This window comes from Halomonas sp. MES3-P3E, assembly GCF_002836035.1.
GTDB classification, from domain to species: Bacteria; Pseudomonadota; Gammaproteobacteria; order Pseudomonadales; family Halomonadaceae; genus Vreelandella; species Vreelandella arctica.
This window is the reverse complement of record NZ_PJBT01000003.1, coordinates 26,746-48,909: the sequence shown is the minus strand read 5'-3', so window position 1 is coordinate 48,909 and position 22,164 is coordinate 26,746. Positions and strand designations below refer to the sequence as shown.

Genomic DNA, 22,164 nt, shown 5'->3' with positions numbered 1-22,164 from the left:
GGGGTTTTTTGTATAAAACACATCATGTAGCCAGGAGCGGCTGCCCTGCGCTAGGCTTACGCCATTTTAATGACGCCTAGTAGTGTGCCCCGGGGAAACCATGATGCCGTTTGACCATACCTTTTATTTGCTTAGTAAATATCGCCAGCTACAGCACACCAAACAGCTAGAGCAGTACGCCCTAATCGACACCGCTAGCCTTGTCCGGTATTTTGCTACCCACGCCATAGACCCGCAGGCCCACTACCTGAGTAGCGGGATGGCAGAAGGCATTAACCCCTCGCCAGCGTTCAATACCCACGCCTACCTGGATGCCAAACTGGCCGAGCTGCAAAACCCCGAAAAGTATGGCGACGGCACTGCCAGCCCTTATGCCCATTTCACCCGTGAGGACGTTATTAACGCTTTTCAGCAAAGGGGCTTAACCGCGCTGGCGCACTACCAACAGTACGGAGTTTATGAAGGCATTAAGCCCCAGGCGCCGCTGGAAGCTACTCAGGGGGAGGTGTTTCAGCTCACCCCGGCTACCGATACGTTAACCGGCAGCCCATTAAACGACACCTTCAAGGCTGTGGCGGCTGCGCATGCTTCCGAGCGTACGCTTAACCCAAACGACAGTATCGAGGGTGGCGAAGGGCACGATACCTTGAGTGTCACTCTAAATAGCCACTTTGCAGGGTTTAGCGAGGCAGGGGGGCTAAGTAATATCGAGCATATTGTGCTGAATAACCCCGCTAGCTTGCCCCGTACGGTTAACACCCAAGGGGTAGAAGATGCGCCGCGCTATACCCTTAACGGCGCAGTGCACTTGCAGGTGGCAGCCGAGGCGCTGCATTTGGTACAGCAAGAGAAAAACACCCTGGAACTCTCCCAGGCCGCGGTTCAGCAACTCACCCTCAGTGGGGAAGGGGCAACGGCGATATCCGCAGTGGCGGATACCCTAACCCAGCTGGATGCCAGTGCCCACCGTGGTGGGCTTACCTTAAACCTACAGGGGGCAACCGCAGGTGAAGTAACGGCGGTACGCACCGGCAAGGGGGATGATGTGATAACCACCCACCATGCGTTAGCCATGAATGCGCTGATCGAGGGTGGTAAAGGCAACGACCAGCTGGTGCTGAATACAGGTGGCACCCAACGCTATACCCTGCGCAGTGTCGAAACCCTGCACCTGGAAAACAGCACAGGGCTGACGTTCTCCGCCCAGAAGGTTGAAGGGCTGCAGCGGGTGGTTTCCACCGAACAGCACAGCGCGAATACGCTATTGGCTAACTTGGGGGAGCAACCGCTAGAGATAATGCTGCGCGGGGAAAGCGCTGCGGGGGCTGCCTTAACGGCCCTGCACCACGGGGCCAGTTTGCTGGAGGTAAATGGCCAGCGCGCAGGAGAGAGCAACACAACACCGCTGACGTTAACCGCCAGCCCTACCGTGCAAATGGCGGTAGTGAATAACAGTATTTATGCCGGTGTGCTGACCGCCCCCCGTGCCACCATGCTGGAAGTGCTCGCCAACGGTGAGGTGGACCTAAGCACCGCTAACCTAAACGCCGTGGAACAGGTGGCGCTGAACGGCAGTGGGGCCGTGACCTTGGGGGCGCTGGGTAGCGCGACGCGCGCGCTGTGGGTGCAGGCCGCTGAGCTTAGCCAGGGGCTAACGCTAGGAGCGTTAACCGGCACGGTGATTGAGGTAGATGCCAAGAGCGCATTGGGTAGCGTTACCTACGGTACGCTGTCAGCCAGTGAACGGGTAGTGCTGAACGGTACGGAGTTTGCCGAAAACACGGCCACGGTTAATGGCTTGGGCCAGCAGTTCACCACCACGCTGAACGGTGGGTTGGCGGCAGATACTTATACGGTGAACCTTGCGGAAAACACCACGGAAGTCACCGTCAGTGGTGACTTGGACCTGGGGGAGGATACCTTGACCCTTTCTCTGGCAGATAGTGCGCAGGATGAGATCTCAGCCGTGTATCGCATTGCGCATGCTGAACACCTGGTATTCACCTTTGCGGATACTAACGATACGGTGGTGCTCTCGGCTAACAGCACGCTGGGAGACGCTGAAACGCTGACCGTAACCAACGGCACGCTGGATGTTTCAGCTATGGCCAATGCCGATGAGTGGGCGGGTATTGCTCATGTGAGCGTTAACTCTGGGCTGTGGCTTAGCGTTGCTCAATACGAAGCACTGGTGGCCTCTGGGGCAATGGTGCGCACTTCCAGCGGTAAAGGGCGGTTAACCGTTAGCGCAACTACCGAGGAGCAGCAAGCCCGAGTAGTAGAAGCGGTCGAGAACCTAAACGTTCAGGGGGTAATAAGCGTGACGCTGCAAACTACGTTGGAAAATGCCACCGACCAATGGAACATGAATGTGACTGGTATTACCGTCCATGTAGGCGATTTTTTATAGCCTGGTGCCGTTGGATGCAAGGGGGCGTGATAATAAAAATATCGTGCTCCTATACACATGACTTTAATCTTATCTTAGGCTATTTGGCTGAGGCTTAACTAGATGGTATTGCCTCATTACGGCTACTTTGGTACTACAACTCATATTAAAAAAGGGGGCCAGTAATGGCAGTCGAGTTTAATAGCGAATTCTATATCAAAAGCAAGTTCAACCAGTTAGAAGCAACGGGGCAGTTGGATGAATTTGGTTTAACTAATGTAACTAGCCTGGCGGCCTACTTCGATAAAAACGGTGGAGAGGCACAACAACACTACATCAAATACGGCATGGCGGAAGGCATTAACCCCTCGCCGGAATTCGACACCTACGCCTACTTGGTTGCCAAGCTGGCCGAGCTGAAAAACGTCGATAAGTATGGCGACAGCTACGCTGACTTCACCCGTGATGATGTTATTAACGCCTTTCATAGTAATGGTTTAAACGCACTAGAACACTACAATCAGTACGGTGTTAACGAAGGGATCGAGCCACAAGCACCCGCCGAGGCCACCGAAGGCGACAGGATGGCTTTGACCACCGGCATGGATGCACTCACCGGTACCGAATTAGACGACACCATCAATGCTGTTGCCTCTGCGCTCTCTTCCGAGCGTACGCTTAACCCAGACGACAGCATCGACGGTGGCGAAGGTAACGACACCTTAAACGTTACCCTGAACAGCAGCTTTGCAGGCTTTAACGACGATGCGGGTATACAAAACGTTGAAACCCTGAACCTTTCTAACAGCGGCACCATTGCCCGCCACTTCAACGCGGCCAATATGACCGGCGTAGAAGCGATCAACCTGGAAGGCGGCGTTAACCTGCAAAACCTGGAAGCGCTGGGCGCGGCCATTAGCCTTGCAGACACCGCTGACAACGTCAGCATCGGTATTGCCGAAAGCGCCGCCGAAGGCAGTGATGACACGCTAACCCTGGCCTTAAGCAACGTTGGCAGCATTGATGAAGACGGCACCATCGACGCCGCTGCTATCTCTGCTGAGGCAGGCGCCGAAGTAGTTGAAAACCTCAACCTTCAAGCGGCAGGCGCCAGCGTAGTCGACCTGGACGGCATTGCCGCCAGCAACCTGACCGTGACCGGCGACGGTGCCCTGGTCATTACCGACGTGGGCGATGGCCTGGAAGCGCTGGATGCCTCTACCGCCGAAGGCGATATCAATGCCACTATCGCTGGCGCTGAGGCCGCTTCCATTGCAATGGGCAGCGGCAACGATACGCTGACCGCTACTGCAGATGATCTGACGGTCAATGCGGTGATCAATGGTGGTGAAGGCCAGAACCGCTTGGTGCTCGATAGTAACAGTACCACTCAGTACCAAATGAGTAATGTTCAAACGCTGCTGCTTAACGGTGAGGGTGGGCATGCTGCTACCTTCTCTGCTCGCGATGTGCAGGGGCTGGAAACCATCGTATTGGCTAATGGTTATAACGTAGACACCACTGCGGCACTGCTGGGGGCTCAGAATCTTAACCTAAACGTATTAGGGGCGGCAGGTGGCGCACTCACGGCAGACCACCGCGGTGTAGCCGTCGTCGATGTAATGCCGGAAGCCGACGCCGAAAACACCCAAAACGCAACTACAACACTGACGCTGACCAATGCTGCCGCACTTGACCTCAGCGTTGCGGAAGGCAGTAATTACACTGGCAACATCTCTGCTCACGCGGCGTACAGCGCGGTATTTAATCTGCACAATTCCGATGATGCGCCTGCCATTAACCTGCAGGCTAACAAGCTGGTTAACCTAGAGGTCATCGCTGCAGGCGATGCCGACCTTGGTGGCTCTAGCCTTAATGGTTTGGAAGCGCTTACGGTTAATGCAGACGGCAACTTCCAGACGGATGCCGCACTCGGCGCGATTAATCAAATCGAATTTTCTGGTTTGGGCGCGGCAACACTGAATGGCAGCTTAGGTGCGGCAGACCAGGACGAGTACGGCATTACCGTTAACGCCACCGGCCTGAACGATGGCTTAACGCTCGGCACCATCAACACCAACGGCACCAACATCACCGTAAACGCAGCGGATGTGCTGGGCAGAGTAACGCTAGACGATATAGATGCCGGTAGCGGCGATGTCAACATTGACCTAAGCAGTGTTGGCGGAGATATAAGCCTGGGCAATATTAGCGGTCAGAATGTAACGCTAGACGCGTCGGATGCGTTGGGTGAGTTACTCGTGCCTATGATAAGAGCTGTAGCCCCGACAGGGGAGATCACCGCCGCCGATAGTGTGTCGTTTTCAGGTACTGAACTTGCGACGAACCGTATGACGGTTAATGCCACCGGCGACCACTTTGCGGGTAACTTAAACGGTGGTCTGAAAGCAGATGTTTACAGTGTAAAGCTGGAAAGTAATACGACTGAGAGCATTACTCTAAACGGCGATATGGGCTTGGAGGATGATGAGTTAACTATCGAGCTTATTGAGCAAGCCGGTGAGGGTGAAGTATCCGCGACCTACAATGTGGCCGATGTCGAAACGCTGAATGTTGAAATGGGGGCTACCGATAACGATACCCTCACCCTAACTGCCGCCAGCTCGTTAGCGGATGTGCAGAAGCTCACGGTGACTAATGGCACGCTGGATATTTCAGCGTTGAGCGGTGCATCCGATTTTGCTGGCCCAAACATTGAAGTGGGGTCAGGCATTAAAATGACTGCTGCGCAGTTTGCGAATGTCACGAATCTGGACACGACGTCGTCAGATGCGTCTATTGAAATAACCATCAATAATGATGAAGAAGCGGCAGCAGTACAAAGCACCTTTGATAGTTTGGCAACCTCTGGAAGTGCCCCACAGGTTCACTTGAATATCGCTGGGTCGGTTAATGATGACGCAATCACTGGCCTGCAAAATGCAGCAGAAAGTAAAGCGGCTTCGGTTACAGTCACCACGGTGTCAAGCAGTGAGCCAGCCCCTACGGTGTTCGTGGTGACCGATAATGATCTGGAGGGGGCAGGCGCTACCGCGAGGTTGATTGATGACTACCGCTTTGCCAATGGCGATATCATTGATCTGTCGGCAGTGAGCAATATTCAAATCAACCCGTTGACTCTCTTGGGTTACGATGACGGTTTCAATTTCCGCGAGGGTGGGGAGGCGTTCACTGGTAGCGTTTCACCTAACGGCGAAGAAGATTTGGTGTTCCAACTCAGTGGCGATAGTGACCGCTACGTGACGGTATTGAACGGTAATGACAGCCCAGTACGCCTGCGTTTGAATGAATCAGTGCTGGGTATCGAAGACGGTGACGTTCCATTTGAGTGGGAAACGTTTGAAATGCTGGTGGCTAACTCGCCAGCGACCTTGGAAAGCAAGAGTAGCGAAGATGAGCCACGCTTTTTACTGGGCGGCGAAGGCGAGCAGCAGTTGGTGGCTGGTGAAGGAATAGACATCATGGCAGGGGGTGCAGGGGCGGATACGTTTGTTATACCGGAGCAATTTAACCTAATAAGCGTTATGGACTTCAGAACGGATAGCAGTGTGCTAACCGAAATTACTGATGTTGCCTCTTTCTTTGATGAGCAAGTGGATGATATTACATCCCTCAATGGGGCCATGGTGACGCTGGAGATAACGTATTTACCTAGCTCAGGTTCTCAGCTTATACAGACTATTTCCGACAATCTTGCAAGCAGTGTTTTCGATGCAAACTCTGATGGCGATGATGTTAATTCAGCCATTGCCGCATCGCTGAAAGATATGCTTGCTGGTACCGATGCTTTTTCTGTACGCACCGCCGGTGATCACCTCCAGGTGGAGCATGACACGTTGGATATGTCCATTGAACTGACGATAAACAATGGGGCTGGAGGCGTTTTCCGTGGTGAAGGCGTTACCGTTTACCCTGATACGCTGGATTTTAGCGCGATTGAAGGAGTTGAATCTTTTGGCACCGTCAATCCGGGAACTGCAGATGCTTTTCAAGCACTGTTGGATGCCAATGGTGAGCCCGTGGCGTCTTTCTATACAGAAGCATACAGTGAAGATGAAGTGACGGACGTCACGCACGTTTACTTCAATGACAGCGCAATTCCTGATATCCAATTATTGGGGGTCACTGCGGAAGAATTAAGCGAACATCATTTCGTCCTCTGATCATCAACCCCCACAGACGTGGGGGTTTTTTGTACACTGTGGGTCAGCACGTTATTTCCTTAAAGGATGTTGTATGTCTGAACACGTTGTTATTTCCCGCGAGCAGCACGCTCATTCTGCATGGTTACCGGTTTCCGGCTATCAGCATGCTGCGGCGCAAATGGCGGTGCCCGTGGCCTTTGCCGAGCTTTCTCACCTGCTGGGCAATTTTGTACTCGGCTTTATTAAACAGGGTGATACCTTTCAACTGGTCGCGCTGCTAGGCATTGAGCAGGGCAAGAACCTTTACGTGCACCCGGAAAACGGCCGCTGGATTGGCGATTATGTACCTGCCGCACTGCGTGGCCGCCCGTTTACCCTGGGTAAGCCCCAGGCGAGCGGTGATGGCGCCACCACCCAAGACCCAGTGCTGTGTATTGAAAAGCAAGCACTTACTGACCTGGAAACCCCTGCCGCTGAACCGCTTTTTGACACGCAAGGCGAGCGTCCTGAACTTACCGGTAAAGCCGCTGAAAGCCTTAGCTTTTTGCATCAGCGCCACCAGGGGCTGATAGCGACCCAGCAAGTGACTAATGCACTGGCTAACGTTGGGTTAATTACTCAGTGGCCTGCTGTAGTGAATACCACTGAAGGGCCACGGCGTTTGGCGGGGTTTTATGCAATTAGCGAGAGTGCGCTTAAAAACCTCGACGCGGATGCGTTAAGCCATTTGCACCATCAGCAGGCGCTGCCGGTGGCTTATGCACAGCTGCTTTCTACCGCGCGATTAAAAGGCCTGGGCCAGCGAGTGGATATGTTCGCCCGGTTAACCGCCCATCAAGAAGTGCCGGAAGACTTGGATAGCGTGCTGGGTAGCTATGGTGATGACGAAGAGCTCAGCTTTGATTTTGACCGCTAGCGATGTTTTACGCGTGGGAACTCTCTGGCTTCGAACTCTCTGCCGTTGGACTCTTTGTCTTTGAATAGGTTATCCACGGTGGGCCTATTGCCCAACGAGCCCCGTCTGCTGCACCCAGAACAGGAGGCGGCGCTTACCGAGCACTTTTTGTTGCCCTACCGTAGGGAAATTGAGCAGCTGTTTCTAACCTCGCGGCGGCAGTGTGACCCGTCGTTAAGCGCCCACAAACCGTTGAAGCTGGGTAAGCTTTATCCGTTAGGGCAGTGCCTGGAAATTTCCCAGGCCGTGGTGACGTACCTGGCCCGGCTTGATCCCTCTACGCTTAATGGAGGGGCGGCGAAGGCCTACAAGGCATTGCAGGCGTTTCTTGCCCAGGGCGGTAGTTTTCGCCAAGTGTGGGGGGATCTGCGCGGTGAATATTTCCAAAACGCGCTGTTGCTGGGCACTCTGTATGTGGATGTCGCCAATGACACGGTCAATCCGGCCAAACCGCCGATTGAAATACTGCCGTTCACGGAGGCCCAGTTTTATCCGATTGCCGATTACGCCCATTTTACCCGGGTAGCCAGCCGCTATTGGCAGGCCGCGCTATACCCGAATCACCTCTTCCCTGGGCTGGCACCGTTTTTTCCGCTGTTAGGTTACACGGCGACAGGGGGCCTTCAATTGCATTCGCTGTCAGACTACATGATGGCGCTGACGTGCCGTCAGGGGTTTGCGCCCAGTCAAGCCGTGCTGGAAGCATCACCTATTGAACCTGCGTTGTTTGATACCTTTAATGCGCACTGCCAGGTTATTACGGCTGGGGCGGCGATGAATACCGCGGAACAAGGGCGGCAGCAAGCCATCGCTGCCTGTGAGGCAAGGCGTGGGGCGGCAGACCATACTAACCCCGCAATGCGAGAAAGGGCCATTCGCGTGGCGCTTATCATTAACCAGCAACTCGCCGTTCTTGGTCCTGTTGAATAAATGCGAGTGTCAGCCTTTTGCGTTACCATGCGTGGTTCAATTTATGCGATATAAGGAATCTTTTCGATGGCCGATAATGAACAGACCATTACCATTGATGGACAAAGCTACAACACGACTGAGCTTTCTGAAAATGCCCAGAATCAAGTGCTCAACCTGCGTGTCACCGACCAGGAAATTGCTCGTCTTAAGCAGCAGTTAGCTATTTACCAGACTGCTCGCGTGGCTTACGCCCGCGCTTTATCGGAAGAATTACCGAAAGAGAAGCACTGAACATGGGCAAGTGTCTAACGCTACTTATACTGATGGCCTCGTTAACAGGATGCGGCGGCGTACCGCTGGTACCTTTTATTTAGAAGAGGGTATCGTCCACCGCTTTGGGGCGTTGGTGCGTAACTTAGGGCGTTTAAGCAAACAAGGCAGCCAAACGGCTGCCTTTAATCTTTCAGACGCTAGTAAGCGCGTTTAGAATGTATAGCTAATACCAATCAGCGCGACTGGGAATACCGGTAATTTGTCGATATCATCCTTCAAACTCGCCTCTTCGGCGCGAATATCTTCCTGCAATTCTGAGTTACCGTTTACAAAGTCGTTCGTGGTGCTAAGCGAAACATCAACGTTCGTGGCCACAACGCCAAACTCAGAGAAGAAGCCAAAGCCACTTTCGTGGGAACTACGCCAACCCATGCCTACGTATGGCTGGATGCTATCTGCCACCGTTGCGGTGCCCACTACTGAGCCGATTTGCGCTGCTGAATAGTTGTTGCCGTTCAATTCATAGCTTGTGCCGTCTTGCGGGGTTCCCGTTACGTTTGCTTCGATTTCCGGCATCATCGCGCCCGCCGAGATGAAGAAACGGCCGCCAAAAGGAAAGTAATCCACCTTGAGGCTAGCGGCTTTCATACCAAACTCAGCATCGTAATCAACGCCGTCTTATTCAAAGTCGGTATCTAAATCCAACCCATCTGTATATCGACCAGTTAGCGCTAGGTTTTTGTGAAAGCGCCAGGAAACGTCACCACCAAAGCCTGTTGTACCCGCAATCGCGCCGACAGAAACACGTTTTTCAAAGGTGTCAGCATTCACGCCAGTTGCTGATGCCAGTACCAGCGCCCCTGCTAATAGGCCCACTATTGTTTTCATACTCCTAGCTAATCCCTTGGTTCGCCCGATGCTGGGCTTATTTATGTTTTCTCACCATTGAGGCGTTGGCTTTCTACGCCAGCGCGAATTATACAGAGGCAAATTTTTTTTAATGTAGGAGATTGTCTACACTATGTAAGTAATAGCTTACGTTAGCGTCTGGGGATCGACCTCTTGTGGTTTGTTCGGCAACAGACGCTGAGCCGTACTGGGCGTATAGCGCTATCTCGCGCTGTTCTCAGCATTAGAGTAGAGTTGCAGCCCATTATTCACCAAACCGTGCGCCACGTGTGCACGGTTGGTTGAGTCTCTGCTTTTGTCAGCTTCGAGTGGTAACGATAGGCTGTTGCAGAGGTTTTCAGGTTAACCAAACATGGCTGCCTTTTAATATATCACTGCATTAAACTCTTGGTGCTTGGACGTGATCAGCGCCGCATGGGCAATGCTTGTGTTTTGGCTAATAAACTTTTGATGGTAAGCGGTGGTGTTGAAATGAACATTTTGGTGACTGGTGGTGCTGGGTTTATCGGTTCGGCGGTAATACGTTACTTAATTGAGCATACCGAGCACTCAGTAGTGAATGTGGATGCGCTCACCTATGCCGGTAATTTAGAGTCGCTTGCAACGGTAGAAGGCAGCGAGCGCTATGCGTTTGAGCAGGCGGACATTGGCGATACTTCCCGCATGGCGGCTATTTTTCATCGCTACCAGCCGGATGCGGTGATGCACCTGGCGGCGGAATCTCACGTGGATCGCTCGATTGATGGCCCAGCGGCGTTTATTCACACCAATATTGTGGGAACTTATTCACTGCTGGAAGTTGCTCGCCACCATTGGAAGGATTTACAAACGAATGCGCCAGAAAAAGCCGCTGCTTTCCGCTTTCACCATATCTCAACGGATGAGGTCTATGGCGATTTGGATGGGCCAGAAGACCTGTTTACCGAAGAAACCCCCTATGCCCCTAGCTCGCCTTACTCGGCCAGTAAGGCGAGTTCTGATCACTTGGTGCGGGCGTGGCTGCGAACCTTTGGCCTGCCGGTGTTGGTCACTAACTGCTCCAATAACTATGGGCCTTACCACTTCCCTGAAAAACTGATCCCGCTGATGATATTAAACGCCCTGGCGGGTAAGCCGTTGCCGGTGTATGGCAATGGCCAGCAGGTGCGCGATTGGTTGTATGTGGAAGACCATGCCCGTGCATTGGTGAAAGTGGTTACCGAAGGTGTGGTAGGGGAGACCTATAACATTGGCGGCCATAACGAAAAAGCTAACCTTGAAGTGGTCGAAACGCTGTGTGACCTGCTTCAAGAGCTGGTGCCCGCCGAGCGCTCTTACCGTGATTTGATTACCTTCGTGCAAGACCGCCCAGGCCATGACCTGCGCTACGCCATTGACGCCAGCAAGATCGAGCGGGAGCTGGGTTGGGCGCCGGAAGAGACCTTTGAAACCGGGTTGCGGAAAACCGTGCAGTGGTATCTTGATAACCGGCAGTGGTGGCAGCGTGTGCAGGATGGCAGCTACCAGGGTGAACGTTTGGGCAGTTTGTAGAAACAGCAAAAGGATTTGATTATGAAAGTATTAATTACCGGTGGCAGTGGTCAGGTAGGGTTTGAGCTTCGCCGACAGCTTGCCACGGTTGGTAACATTCTGGCGCCCAATAGAGAAGCGCTGGATCTCTCTGATGCGAGCGCGGTAAGTGCTTACTTAGCCCAACACCAGCCGGACATGGTAGTGAACGCGGCGGCATATACAGCGGTGGACAATGCTGAAACCGATCTAGCATTAGCCACGCGGTTAAATGCGGAACTCCCTGCGCTGTTGGCGGAATACTGCCAACAGCGCTCCTGCTGGCTGGTGCATTACTCTTCGGATTATGTTTACAACGGCGAAGGCAGCGCTCCTTGGCAGGAAGATGACGCTACGGGGCCATGTAATGCCTATGGCGCCACGAAGCTGGCTGGCGATGAAGCGGTGGCTAACAGTGGCTGCCAGTATCTGATTTTTCGTACCAGTTGGGTGTATAGCGCTTTTGGTAAGAGCTTTTTATCCACCATGCTGCGGTTAGGCGCTGAGCGCAACGCATTAAGCATTGTCAGTGACCAAATTGGTGCGCCAACCCCTGCGCGCCTGATTGCGCTAATTACCCAGCAGGCGTTAACTACCTTAAACAATGCGCAAGCTGTCCACCGTATTGAAAGTGGCGTGTATCATTTGGCCCCCAGGGGGGAAGTTAGTTGGCAAGGGTTTGCCTGTGAGATTTTTCAGCTGGCCAGTAATAGTGGGTTGCCGTTATCGATTACCCCAGAAAATGTAGCCGCCATCCCTACCCGTGATTACCCAACGCCCGCTGCCCGCCCACTGAATTCCCGGTTGGCAGTTGCTAAAATTGAGCGTGCGTTGGGAATCGATATGCCCAGTTGGCAGAGCCAGTTGGCGCTAACCGTGGAAGAAATAGCAAGCTCGCGTAAGTAATACGGGCAATGAGCAAGGAGCAACAACGATGCAACGTAAAGGCATTATTTTAGCGGGAGGAAGTGGCACACGCCTGCACCCGATTACGCGCGGTGTTTCAAAACAGCTGCTGCCTATTTACGACAAGCCGATGATCTATTATCCGATTTCGGTGTTAATGCTGGCGGGTATTCGGGAAATTTTGATTATCTCCACCCCGGAAGACTTACCTCAATATGAAAATTTATTGGGCAATGGCGATTCGTTCGGCGTGCGTTTTGAATATGCTGTTCAGCCCAGCCCTGATGGCTTAGCCCAGGCGTTTATCATTGGTGAAGAGTTCATTGGTGATGCACCGGTGTGCTTGGTGCTTGGTGATAATATTTTCCATGGCCAGCACTTTTCCGAGCAGTTAAAGCGTGCTTCCGCTCAGGAAGATGGTGCTTCGGTGTTTGGCTATTTGGTCAAAGACCCTGAGCGTTTTGGTGTGGTGGAGTTTGATGCGAACGGCAAGGCCGTTTCCATTGAAGAAAAACCTGCTAAGCCGAAATCACCTTATGCGGTCACCGGTCTCTATTTTTACGATAACGATGTAGTTGAAATTGCCCGCCAGGTGAAGCCTTCTGAGCGTGGTGAGCTTGAAATTACCAGCATCAATAACGCTTATCTAGAACGCGGTGACTTGCATGTTGAGCGCCTGGGCCGTGGCTTTGCCTGGTTGGATACGGGTACGCATGACAGCTTGCTGGAAGCCAGCCAGTACGTGCAAACCATAGAGCACCGCCAAGGGTTGAAGGTAGCTTGTCTGGAAGAGATCGCTTGGCAGCAAGGGTGGCTAAGCGATGAAGAACTGCGCGAGAGCGCCACGGCCCTCGCTAAAACCGGCTACGGCCAATACCTGTTACACCGTTTGGATGCCAAAGGAGGCCACTAATGCTGGTTGAAAAAACCTCCCTGCCTGAGGTGGTGATTTTAACGCCTAAGGTGTTTGGTGATGAACGGGGCTTCTTCATGGAAAGCTTTAACCAACAGGCGTTTGAAGAGGCTACCGGCTGCAAGTGTGATTTCGTGCAGGATAACCACTCCCGTTCGCGCCAGGGTGTTTTGCGTGGCATTCACTACCAGCTAGAACAGCCTCAGGGCAAACTGGTTCGGGTTGTACAGGGTAGCGTGTGGGATGTGGCGGTAGATTTACGCCGCGAATCACCACACTTCGGCCAGTGGGTGGGAGTAGAGCTCTCAGCCGAAAACAGCCGTCAACTTTGGGTGCCGGAAGGGTTTGGTCATGCCTTTGTGGTGCTCTCTGAAACGGCTGACTTTTTGTACAAAACCACCGATTATTACCACCCTGCCTCAGAGCGTTGCATTCGTTTTGATGACCCTGATCTAGCTATTGAATGGCCTGAATTGCCGGTAGAGTTTGCGCTTTCCGAGAAAGACCAAGCAGGCAGTACTTTGTCTTCTGCGGATGTATTTAAACGCTAATATTGCTGTGATTCTCATGTTCCTACTTAAGCGAGCCGTGGTGAGGACGCGGCTCCATGCCTTAGCGAACAGTGAGCAGAGTAATTTCGAGGAACTAAGCCGCTCTAACCGCCACCTAAACCACCGAAGTCACATCTGCATGCTAGTACGCTCGGCCGTTTCGCTGAGCTTTTTTCTGGTGCCTGAGTTGCTGTTGAAGAATCAACGATGACCACTATGTTTTATCACCTTCGCACTACCCTGGGAATGTCTATGCGTTTGTATACCAGTTTAGCGGTGTTCCTACTGAGTGCTATTGCCTTGATTGTGCCTAGCGGTTACTCGCTGGGGGCAGTCATGCTGTTGCTTGGCAGTATTGTGCTGCTGATTAAGCAACCAACACTTGGGTTGAAACGTCAGGACTGGCTGGTGATTGCTGCTTTAGTTGCCTATGCCAGTATAGGTATGCTGGAAGCGTGGTGGGATGGTCAAGGCTCGCGGGGCATCGACAAACCGATACGCTTCCTTTTAGCCGTGCCAACTCTGCTGCTGATAATGGCTTACCCGCCACGATTAGGTTGGATATGGAGTGGTCTAGTCGTTGGGGCTATCGGCGCTGGAGGTTGGGCTGGGTGGCAGAAATTAGCAGAGGGGGAGTGGCGTGCAACCGGCTATACCCATGTCATCCAGTTCGGCAACCTGAGCATGCTGATGGGTATTCTCTGCTTGGCGGGACTGGGCTGGGCATGGGTTCAGCCCCGCCGGATACTTTGGTTGACTTTGCTGTTGGTCGGAGCGCTGATGGGTGTTCTAGGGTCGCTTTTCTCAGGCAGCCGTGGTGGCTGGGTCGGTATCCCCTTCGTGCTGCTAGTGCTCTACCGTGGCTATGCATGTCATCTCCCAGGTTTGATCAAAGGGGGGTTGCTGGTTAGCTTAGTAGCAGGGTTTTCGCTAGTGTATGCGCTGCCGCAAACCGGTGTAGAGTCGCGATTTCATGAGGCGCTGAATGATGTATCGCTTTATCTCTCTGGTGAAAATCAGGCTACTTCGTTAGGGGCGAGATTTGAAATGTGGAAGGGCGCCTTTTATCTTATCCAAGAAAAGCCATTCATTGGCTGGGGGGATAATGGCTACCAGGAAGGCATGCAGATATTGGCCGATAAGGGTGCCGTTCATCCTGTAGTAACTGAATATGGCCATCCTCATAATGAATTTCTTAATGCTTTTGCTAAGCGCGGCTTGGTCGGGTTGGGTGTTCTATTAACACTTTACTTGATCCCCATGAAATTCTTTGCCCGCCAACTTGGCAGCCCTAACCTGGAATTGCGATCGCTATCGGTGGCAGGTGTATTATTAACTGTGGCCTACATTGATTTCGGGTTGTCGCAGGCCTTTCTGATCCATAACAGCGGTGTAATGATGTACGCCTTTTTGCTTGCCGTGCTGTGGGGAAGCTTCGCAGTGCGTAATAGGGGATGACTGCCAATCGGCGTCAAAGCAACCAATATTGAATTGATGGGGCACTGCGCAGCAGCGCCCATAAGCCCGCCATCATCTCACCGGTAGTGGCGGTTTTTTTTTGCTAATTAAACATTGTCTTTCGTGCTTTTTTATTGCATCGTCGATATATCATTAGTTTTTCTTTAATGAAGCTAGTGTTTTCTAATGACGCTGCTTGGAGAGCTGACGATGGCGATATCCCCTAAGACGACTCCTCTATCAACTATCATTCATCATGGCGGCGCTAGCGGTGTTACGGGTAGTTGTCATCAACTTATCGCTAATAGTGAGTCTTCACTATTAATCGATTGTGGCTTGTTTCAAGGCGAAGATGCGCAGCAGGATAGCTTCGATCAGCTCTCTATTGATTTTGATATTTCGACGGTAAAAGCGCTCATCGTTACTCATGTTCATATCGACCATATTGGGCGGTTGCCTTACTTGCTGGCCGCTGGTTTTTCAGGCCCTATTTTGTGCTCAAAGCCTTCGGCGAAGTTATTGCCGTTGGTGATTGAAGATGCTCTGAAAATTGGTTTTACCCGTGATACGCGTTTAATTTCCCAGTTTTTAGAGCGGGTAGAGCAACAGTTGGTGCCGTTGGATTATGCTAAATGGCACACCGTGGAGGCATCGCCTTCTATTAACATGAAGGTAAAGCTGCAGCGTGCGGGGCATATTCTGGGTTCTAGCTATGTAGAGGTCGCGTTACGGGAACCGCATTCAAAACGCCGCGAGCGTGTAGTGTTTTCCGGCGACCTGGGGGCGGCAAACGCGCCTTTACTGCCAGCGCCTAAATCGCCGCCTAGAGCCGATGTATTGGTACTGGAATCTACCTATGGTGACCGGCTGCATGAGGGGCGCAGTGAACGGGCGGCATTACTAAAGCGGGCGATAGAAAAGGCGCTGGATAATAAAGGCACGGTGATTATTCCTGCCTTTAGCATTGGACGAACCCAAGAACTGCTTTACGAGCTGGAGGGTATTATCCACCGGGCGGGCAATGATGCGCTTTGGCAGTCGCTGGAGATTATCGTCGATTCGCCGCTAGCTTCGCGTTTTACTCGAGTGTATCGGGAGCTTAAGCCGTTTTGGGATGACGAAGCGCAGAAACGTGTGAAAGCGGGACGGCATCCGTTAAATTTTGATGCGCTGTATACCGTGGACAGCCATGAAACCCATGAGCAAACGGTACGCTATTTAGCCGAAAGCGGCAGGCCTGCCGTGGTGATTGCTGCCAGCGGTATGTGCACCGGTGGCCGGGTCGTTAATTATTTAAAAGCCATGCTGGGTGATCCGCGCCACCAGGTGCTGTTTGTGGGTTACCAAGGGGCGGGAACGCCGGGGCGCGATATACAACGCTTCGGGGCCCAGGGTGGCTGGGCAATGTTGGATGGTGAGCGTTACGGTATCCGCGCGGGGGTGACCACCATTAGCGGTTACTCCGCCCACGCCGATCAACGGGATTTACTTAACTTTATCAAGCGAATGCGCCATTGGCCCCGGGAAGTGAAGCTGGTGCATGGGGATGCAGGTGCCAAGCGAGTACTGAAAGCGGAGATAGAAGCTTTGGCCCACAAAGCCGGACGCTTCATCAGCGTTGTTTTGCCTTCAGGGCATGAGTGATTTTCGGCGCCTTGATCCTTGCTGATCGCCCAATGAATTGGGCTCCTACAGCACCTGGTGCCTGCACCCAGCTCTTGTAGGAGCCCGACTTGTCGGGCGATCAGGCTGTCTATCAGCATTTACCTTCGTTGCGTTGATCCTTGCTGATCGCCCAATGAATTGGGCTCCTACAGCACCCGGTGGCGGCATCAGCCCTTGTAGGAGCCCGACTTGTCGGGCGATCAGGCTGTCTAGAAGCATTTACCCTCGGCGCCTCGATCATCGCTTATCGCCCAATGAATTGGGCTCCTACAACACCTGATGCCTGCACCTAGCCTTTGTAGGAGCCCGACTTGTCGGGCGATCAGGTTATCTAGAAGCATTTACTCTTGGCGTCTCGATCATTGCTGATCGCGCAATGAATTGCGCTCCTACAATACCTGGTGCCTGCACCCAGCCTTATAGGAGCCCGACTTGTTGGGCGATGTGTATTTAAGGTAGTCCTCAAAATGGAAGCATGGTTAGGCGTCTAAGTCCTCACCAGCCCCCTTGGCCTTCTAACAAACTGCGGGTGTTGTTGTTTAACGGTAGGCGAAAATCGGCGCTGCCGAGCACCATAGCGTCGCCTGCTCTCACTACACGCGCACTTACGTAGACATAGTCTTGGCCTTGCGCATAGGTGCCCATCAGGATAGAGCGGGCGTTGTGCTGGGCACTTAGGCGCTGTACTTGCCGGGAAAGAATCAATTCTCCCACGCTCTCTTCAATAAACATGCTGTCGCGCATTTTGACTTCGCGGACTTCCATGCCCTGGCGCGAGAGTGCTGATGCCATGATTTCGGAGCTAATCCGCCCAAGCGTGGATGATTGGCTCAAATTGTCGATGCTGACAAAGGTGGCGGCAATCATGGGGCTGTAGCGCGTCAGTTCTGGGTTGCTGGCGATCATTTGTTCGGCAGCGGCGTGCACTAATTCAGAAAGGTCGGGTTCCGGTTCCGCAGGGGGGTTGTTAGCATTACCCAGCGTGCCGCAGCCTGCCAGCAATAGTAGCGCAATGCTCATGAGCGCAATACGGGTGATAGAGGGCGCGCGCCGTTTAGAAAAGAGTGTGTTCAGCATGAAATTACCACGTATCAGTAAGAGGAACGAAGGGAGTGGTAGGCGCCTGGGGCACACGATGTGGGGCATATTGACGACGATCGCCCGCATTAATGTAGTAAATGTTGGATGACGAGTAGACAATTCGTTCGCCATCGACAATCTGGGTCGTCACAATGATCTCTTCGTTACCGGTATGGGTCCAACTGCCGCTGGTGGTATCGGCAAGCATACCTGCAGGGATTAACGCCAGCGCTGGCTCGCTCCACTGATTAAAGGGAATGGTGGCCACGGCGATGCCAGCGGTTAGCGCGGTGAAAGCGCCTACCGGCGGGCGTACAAAATCGCGATCCCGATGTTCGACCACTTCGACATCGATCGTGACGTTGGCACTGTTAGTGGTAGGCACTGTGGTGAGGTTGGCGCCGCGTGAAACCAGTTCACTGGTGAGCAGGGTGCGGAAGCCACGCCCAAATTCACCGCCGCTGTAGGCGTGTAAGTCACCCGTGTCGGCTTCTGTGATATATAAGTCGCGATTGCGAACGCGCTCACGTTGCAAAATGCTGGTAGCTTCGTGACGGGCGAGCACATCCCAGTGATGGGCGGCCTGCATGCGTTGCTGCTCGGTATAGGGGTAAGTCGTAGCAATGGGCGCTTGTGATGTATTGGCATAGAAGCAGCCGCTGAGCATTAGGCTTGCCAGCCCCACGCTAACAGGACGTATGAATGAGGGTAAACGAAATAATAGGGGACGGGTGCGCACCTGCGGGTTCCTTTTTGCTACAAAACGGCTTTTGATAGACTGTTCGCTATGCTCAGTTTGCCATGCCTAATTCGACGTACCTAGCGCTAAGTGCCTAGTTCTAAGTGCTAGGTTCACAGTACTGGGTTCAAAATACATGATTAGATCTAAATAGCTAAATCGGCCAAGAGGTTCAAAACTTGAGTCAACTACCCCCGCCTGAAGGCGGGAGCTTGTGACAACACGCTGGGTTGACCAGGGAGAGCGGTAGCCAACCCGCTACGTTGATAACAGGTCGCCAAAACTCACCGGCAAGTGCTTTCTCAGCTTGCCGCTCTGAAAGGTCAGGATCATGCGGGCGCAAGGTAAAACGCCGAAGGTCTTGATCGCTGTTGGCAGCGCTATCGTCAGCAGGAGCCGGTTATCGACATTCCCGAGGGGAGACGGGGCGCACGCCTCGCGACACAAGACCCGTAAGGGTATTTACACAGGAGAAAATCGCATGGCGGTTTTCGTAATAGACAAACAGAAGCAACCGTTGATGCCGTGCAGCGAAAAGCGCGCCCGCTTGCTGCTAGGGCGCGGTCGTGCCGTGGTGCATAAGCGTTACCCGTTTACCATTCGACTGAAAGATCGGGTGGGCGGAGACATGCAGCCGCTACGCCTGGGCATTGACCCTGGCAGCAAGACCACTGGGTTGGCGCTGATGCGCGAAACCGACACTGAACAGCGTCATGTGCTGTGCCTGTTTGGGCTGGTGCATCGTGGGTACCAGATAAAGAAATCGCTGGAGCAGCGCGCTGCCTTTCGGCGTCGTCGCCGGTCGAAGAATCTGCGCTACCGCGCCCCGCGCTTTAACAATCGCACCAAGCCCAAAGGTTGGCTGGCACCGTCGCTGCAGCATCGCGTTGACACCGTGATGGCCTGGGTAAATCGGCTCAGTCGCTTGGCACCGATCACCGGCATCTGCCAAGAGTTAGTGCGCTTTGACACGCAACAGTTGGAAAACCCAGAGATTAGCGGCGTCGAGTATCAGCAAGGCACGCTGTTGGGCTACGAGGTGCGCGAATATTTACTGGAAAAGTGGGGGCGCGAATGTGCGTATTGTGGCGACACAGACACACCACTTGAAGTCGAGCATGTGGTGCCGCGTTCACGCAGCGGTTCGAATCGTGTCAGCAACTTAACGCTGAGCTGCCACCCCTGTAATCAGGCCAAGAACAGCCAGGCATTGGCTGACTTCTTTGCCCACGACAAGGGACTGCATCGCCGCTTGAAAGCCAATGGCCACACCGCTGCCATTCGACTAGAGCGGGTACAGCGCCAGCTCAAGCAGTCATTAAGAGATGCCAGCGCCGTCAACGCGACCCGTTGGGCGCTGTTCTCCGCGCTCAAGACCACTGATTTGCCGGTCGCCGTCAGCAGCGGCGGCCGCACCAAATACAACCGCCAGCGACTGGGCATCCCTAAAACCCACGGCCTGGATGCTGCCTGTGTCGGTGCATTTGACACGCTTCACGCTTGGCAGGTGCCTACCTTAACCATCAAGGCGATGGGGCGTGGCAGCTATCAACGCACGCGCCTGAACAAGTACGGCTTCCCACGCGGCTTTTTGATGCGACAGAAGCAAGTAAGAGGCTTTCAGACCGGCGACATGGTGCGTGCGCTGGTGCCCACCGGCAAGAAAGCCGGAATGCATACGGGGCGTGTCGCGGTGCGTAAAACCGGCAGCTTCAATATCCAAACAGAACACGGTGCGGTGCAAGGGGTTTCGCACAACTACTGCACCGTGATCCAGCGCGGTGATGGCTACGGCTATCACCACACCCCCTCTATCAACCTAACAGGAGGAGCGGGACAGGCGGTGGCGTGATCCAAGTCGCCCTGCGGGCGACGCGCTCTCCCTCCTCGCACTAAAAGTACGAGGTATCCCGCGTAAAATCTGATGAGCGATAATACCAATGCTTGAAGATCACCGCGGCGGACCGCGCCATGATTCGCTGATGTCGGCTTATCATGAAAGTGATAGCAATAGCGGTTGGATGATTAGCTATCTGGATATCATGACGTTGTTGGTGGCTCTCTTCGTCGTCATTATCGCCGCGACAGGGGCGAACCATTCAGAGTGGTTGGCAGGCGATACAGCAATTGACGCTAGTCAATCGTCATCGCCTTCGCTGGAAATCCCTTTGCCTGAGTCGTTAGCAAACGCCATGCCTGAGCGCGTTGGTAGTGCCGCCTGGAGTGGCGCAGGGCTGAGCCCGATGGCGGTGAGTGCGTCGCTGGGGGTGGCTGGCTTGCCTAAGCTGTCTCGGTTACCCCGGCGGCGCGTTAGCGTTGGTGTACCGCCGCTGTTGGCCGCGCCGAAACCTGTTGAACCGGCCATTACCCTCCCTAAACTGCTAATGCCTGCGGGCAGTGATGATTTTTCATCGCCTCTGGCGGATTACATGGTGGTGTTAACTGACCGGCCCCCGGTAAATGTGCAGGTTGTCAGCGACGAGTCAGTGGCGGGTGCGCTTGCCCTGAACCAAGCGCTTTCCCAACGCGTTGAGGAGTCTACCTATCTGCCCGACCTGGAAGGTGTTGAAGTATCACGAGTGGCGGAAGGCATTAGCCTGCGTGTACAGGATCAATTGCTGTTTCCTTCGGCGACGGCTGAGTTAACCAACGACGGGTCATCATTAGTCGGCAGTTTGCTGGAAACGATTCAGCGCTATGATGGCGAAGTATGGGTGGAAGGCCATTCGGATAGTCAGACGATTAGCACCGATGAGTTCTCTTCCAACTGGGCGCTTTCAAGTGCGCGCGCCATCGCCATTGTTGAGGCGCTGGAAGCGGCGGGGGTCGACGCTGAGCGTCTACGCGCCGTCGGCTTGGCAGCCACAAGGCCGCTGGAAAGCAACGCTAGCGCAGAAGGGCGGGCTCGCAACCGGCGGGTTGAGGTGGTTATTCATGTGGAGTAAGGGTCGGTTTGGGTGTGTTCAGCGAACGAGAAAATCGCCTAACTCTTCGTAAAATTTGAATTTAGAATCTGCCGACAGTAGCTGTGCCTGATGATCTAAAGCTGTCGCGATGATAATACGATCCTGTGGATCACTGTGATGCCTTGGCAGCGAGACAGCACGTTCAGCGATGGCGGGTGTAATGGGTAAAAGAGCGATGCTTGATGCGTCAAGCGCCTGCTCGAACCACCATTCCAGAGCGCAACCTAGCTCAATGCGCTTGTGCTCAACTAGCCAGGCCACCTCAAACAAACTGATTGCACTTACCCCGACACTGACATCGGTTTCAATCGCATCACGCCAGTGGTGCTTTAGCCGCTCGTCGCCAGACATCCACCATAGCCAAACATGGGTATCTAGCACTTGCATTAGGTTAAATCCCAGCTTGAGTCTGGCACTGTGTCTAAAATATCTGCTTTAAAAGCAATGGGCGGCACTTTGGCTGGATAACGCTGAATGGTTGTCTCATGATCAGGTTCAGCACTATCTTCAGCTAAAACAATAATTTTCACATGACGATTTTTCAATTTTTCAAACTGTGGAAGACGGATGTATTCGTTTTTGATATCTGCTTCAAACTCGATGGCGTACATGACAAACCCTCAGAAAAACCTTTGAAATTCAGAATAGCACATTTGAAATTCAGGCCCTAGATTGCTTCACTGCATTCGTAAAGCCATGGGAAGGTGTAAAGAATAAAGAGAGAAATTGATAAA

The 22,164-nt window shown here is 53.3% G+C and carries 19 protein-coding genes; 13 read left to right on the top strand and 6 right to left on the bottom strand.

Annotated features, from left to right (window positions below; all coding sequences use genetic code 11):
• Positions 1-100: 100 nt before the first annotated feature.
• The 5 genes from CXF87_RS01250 (at position 101) to CXF87_RS01230 (ending at position 8,713) form a co-directional block, all read left to right on the top strand.
• Positions 101-2,410, top strand: a complete 2,310-nt coding sequence (locus CXF87_RS01250; protein ID WP_157826450.1) for a hypothetical protein — start codon at positions 101-103, stop codon at positions 2,408-2,410.
• A gap of 164 nt (positions 2,411-2,574) precedes the next feature.
• Positions 2,575-6,573, top strand: coding sequence for a beta strand repeat-containing protein (locus tag CXF87_RS01245; RefSeq protein ID WP_101145160.1), 3,999 nt, complete (start codon positions 2,575-2,577; stop codon positions 6,571-6,573).
• Between the two features lie 73 nt (positions 6,574-6,646).
• The gene (locus CXF87_RS01240; RefSeq protein WP_101145159.1) at positions 6,647-7,471 is read left to right on the top strand and encodes a SapC family protein; all 825 of its coding nucleotides are present in this window, start codon (positions 6,647-6,649) and stop codon (positions 7,469-7,471) included.
• Positions 7,472-7,558: 87 nt separating this feature from the next.
• The gene (locus CXF87_RS01235; protein ID WP_157826449.1) at positions 7,559-8,440 is read left to right on the top strand and encodes a hypothetical protein; all 882 of its coding nucleotides are present in this window, start codon (positions 7,559-7,561) and stop codon (positions 8,438-8,440) included.
• A gap of 66 nt (positions 8,441-8,506) precedes the next feature.
• Positions 8,507-8,713, top strand: coding sequence for a DUF6447 family protein (locus tag CXF87_RS01230; RefSeq protein ID WP_101145157.1), 207 nt, complete (start codon positions 8,507-8,509; stop codon positions 8,711-8,713).
• A gap of 192 nt (positions 8,714-8,905) precedes the next feature.
• Here the strand turns inward: CXF87_RS01230 and CXF87_RS21855 are convergent, their stop codons facing one another.
• The gene (locus CXF87_RS21855) at positions 8,906-9,343 is read right to left on the bottom strand and encodes a hypothetical protein (protein ID WP_232774493.1); all 438 of its coding nucleotides are present in this window, start codon (positions 9,341-9,343) and stop codon (positions 8,906-8,908) included.
• Positions 9,344-9,373: 30 nt separating this feature from the next.
• A complete protein-coding gene (locus CXF87_RS21850) occupies positions 9,374-9,583 on the bottom strand; it encodes a hypothetical protein (RefSeq protein ID WP_232774491.1) in 210 nt (69 codons plus the stop codon).
• A 492-nt stretch (positions 9,584-10,075) separates the two neighbouring features.
• Between CXF87_RS21850 and rfbB the strand changes: the two genes are divergently transcribed.
• The 6 genes from rfbB (at position 10,076) to CXF87_RS01195 (ending at position 16,624) form a co-directional block, all read left to right on the top strand.
• Entirely contained in the window at positions 10,076-11,134 is a 1,059-nt protein-coding gene (gene rfbB, locus CXF87_RS01220; protein ID WP_101145187.1) for a dTDP-glucose 4,6-dehydratase, read from the top strand.
• Positions 11,135-11,155: 21 nt separating this feature from the next.
• A complete protein-coding gene (gene rfbD / locus CXF87_RS01215) occupies positions 11,156-12,058 on the top strand; it encodes a dTDP-4-dehydrorhamnose reductase (protein WP_101145156.1) in 903 nt (300 codons plus the stop codon).
• 28 nt (positions 12,059-12,086) lie between these two features.
• Positions 12,087-12,971 (top strand): glucose-1-phosphate thymidylyltransferase RfbA, encoded by an 885-nt coding sequence (gene rfbA, locus CXF87_RS01210; RefSeq protein WP_101145155.1) that lies wholly within the window; start codon positions 12,087-12,089, stop codon positions 12,969-12,971.
• Positions 12,971-13,522: a dTDP-4-dehydrorhamnose 3,5-epimerase gene (gene rfbC / locus CXF87_RS01205; protein WP_101145154.1), complete on the top strand. Its 552-nt coding sequence runs from the start codon at positions 12,971-12,973 to the stop codon at positions 13,520-13,522. The genes rfbA and rfbC overlap by 1 nt, the downstream gene beginning before the upstream one ends.
• 207 nt (positions 13,523-13,729) lie before the next feature.
• The gene (locus CXF87_RS01200) at positions 13,730-14,980 is read left to right on the top strand and encodes an O-antigen ligase family protein (RefSeq protein WP_232774489.1); all 1,251 of its coding nucleotides are present in this window, start codon (positions 13,730-13,732) and stop codon (positions 14,978-14,980) included.
• A gap of 210 nt (positions 14,981-15,190) precedes the next feature.
• A complete protein-coding gene (locus tag CXF87_RS01195) occupies positions 15,191-16,624 on the top strand; it encodes an MBL fold metallo-hydrolase (protein ID WP_101145185.1) in 1,434 nt (477 codons plus the stop codon).
• Positions 16,625-17,140: 516 nt separating this feature from the next.
• On the opposite strand, the gene CXF87_RS01190 is transcribed toward CXF87_RS01195, so the two are convergent.
• Together CXF87_RS01190 and CXF87_RS01185 are read right to left on the bottom strand one after the other, a co-directional pair.
• Positions 17,141-17,722, bottom strand: a complete 582-nt coding sequence (locus CXF87_RS01190) for a FlgO family outer membrane protein (RefSeq protein WP_101145153.1) — start codon at positions 17,720-17,722, stop codon at positions 17,141-17,143.
• Between the two features lie 4 nt (positions 17,723-17,726).
• A complete protein-coding gene (locus CXF87_RS01185) occupies positions 17,727-18,392 on the bottom strand; it encodes a hypothetical protein (RefSeq protein WP_442906334.1) in 666 nt (221 codons plus the stop codon).
• Between the two features lie 553 nt (positions 18,393-18,945).
• Between CXF87_RS01185 and iscB the strand changes: the two genes are divergently transcribed.
• On the top strand, positions 18,946-20,316 hold the full coding sequence (gene iscB, locus CXF87_RS01180; RefSeq protein ID WP_101145152.1) for an RNA-guided endonuclease IscB: 1,371 nt from the start codon (positions 18,946-18,948) through the stop codon (positions 20,314-20,316).
• An 88-nt stretch (positions 20,317-20,404) separates the two neighbouring features.
• Positions 20,405-21,409, top strand: a complete 1,005-nt coding sequence (locus CXF87_RS01175) for an OmpA family protein (RefSeq protein ID WP_101145151.1) — start codon at positions 20,405-20,407, stop codon at positions 21,407-21,409.
• Between the two features lie 18 nt (positions 21,410-21,427).
• Here the strand turns inward: CXF87_RS01175 and CXF87_RS01170 are convergent, their stop codons facing one another.
• Both CXF87_RS01170 and CXF87_RS01165 read right to left on the bottom strand, forming a co-directional pair.
• A complete protein-coding gene (locus CXF87_RS01170) occupies positions 21,428-21,817 on the bottom strand; it encodes a type II toxin-antitoxin system VapC family toxin (RefSeq protein WP_101145150.1) in 390 nt (129 codons plus the stop codon).
• The gene (locus tag CXF87_RS01165) at positions 21,817-22,041 is read right to left on the bottom strand and encodes a hypothetical protein (RefSeq protein ID WP_101145149.1); all 225 of its coding nucleotides are present in this window, start codon (positions 22,039-22,041) and stop codon (positions 21,817-21,819) included. Before CXF87_RS01165 ends, CXF87_RS01170 begins: the two co-directional genes overlap by 1 nt.
• Positions 22,042-22,164 lie beyond the last annotated feature (123 nt).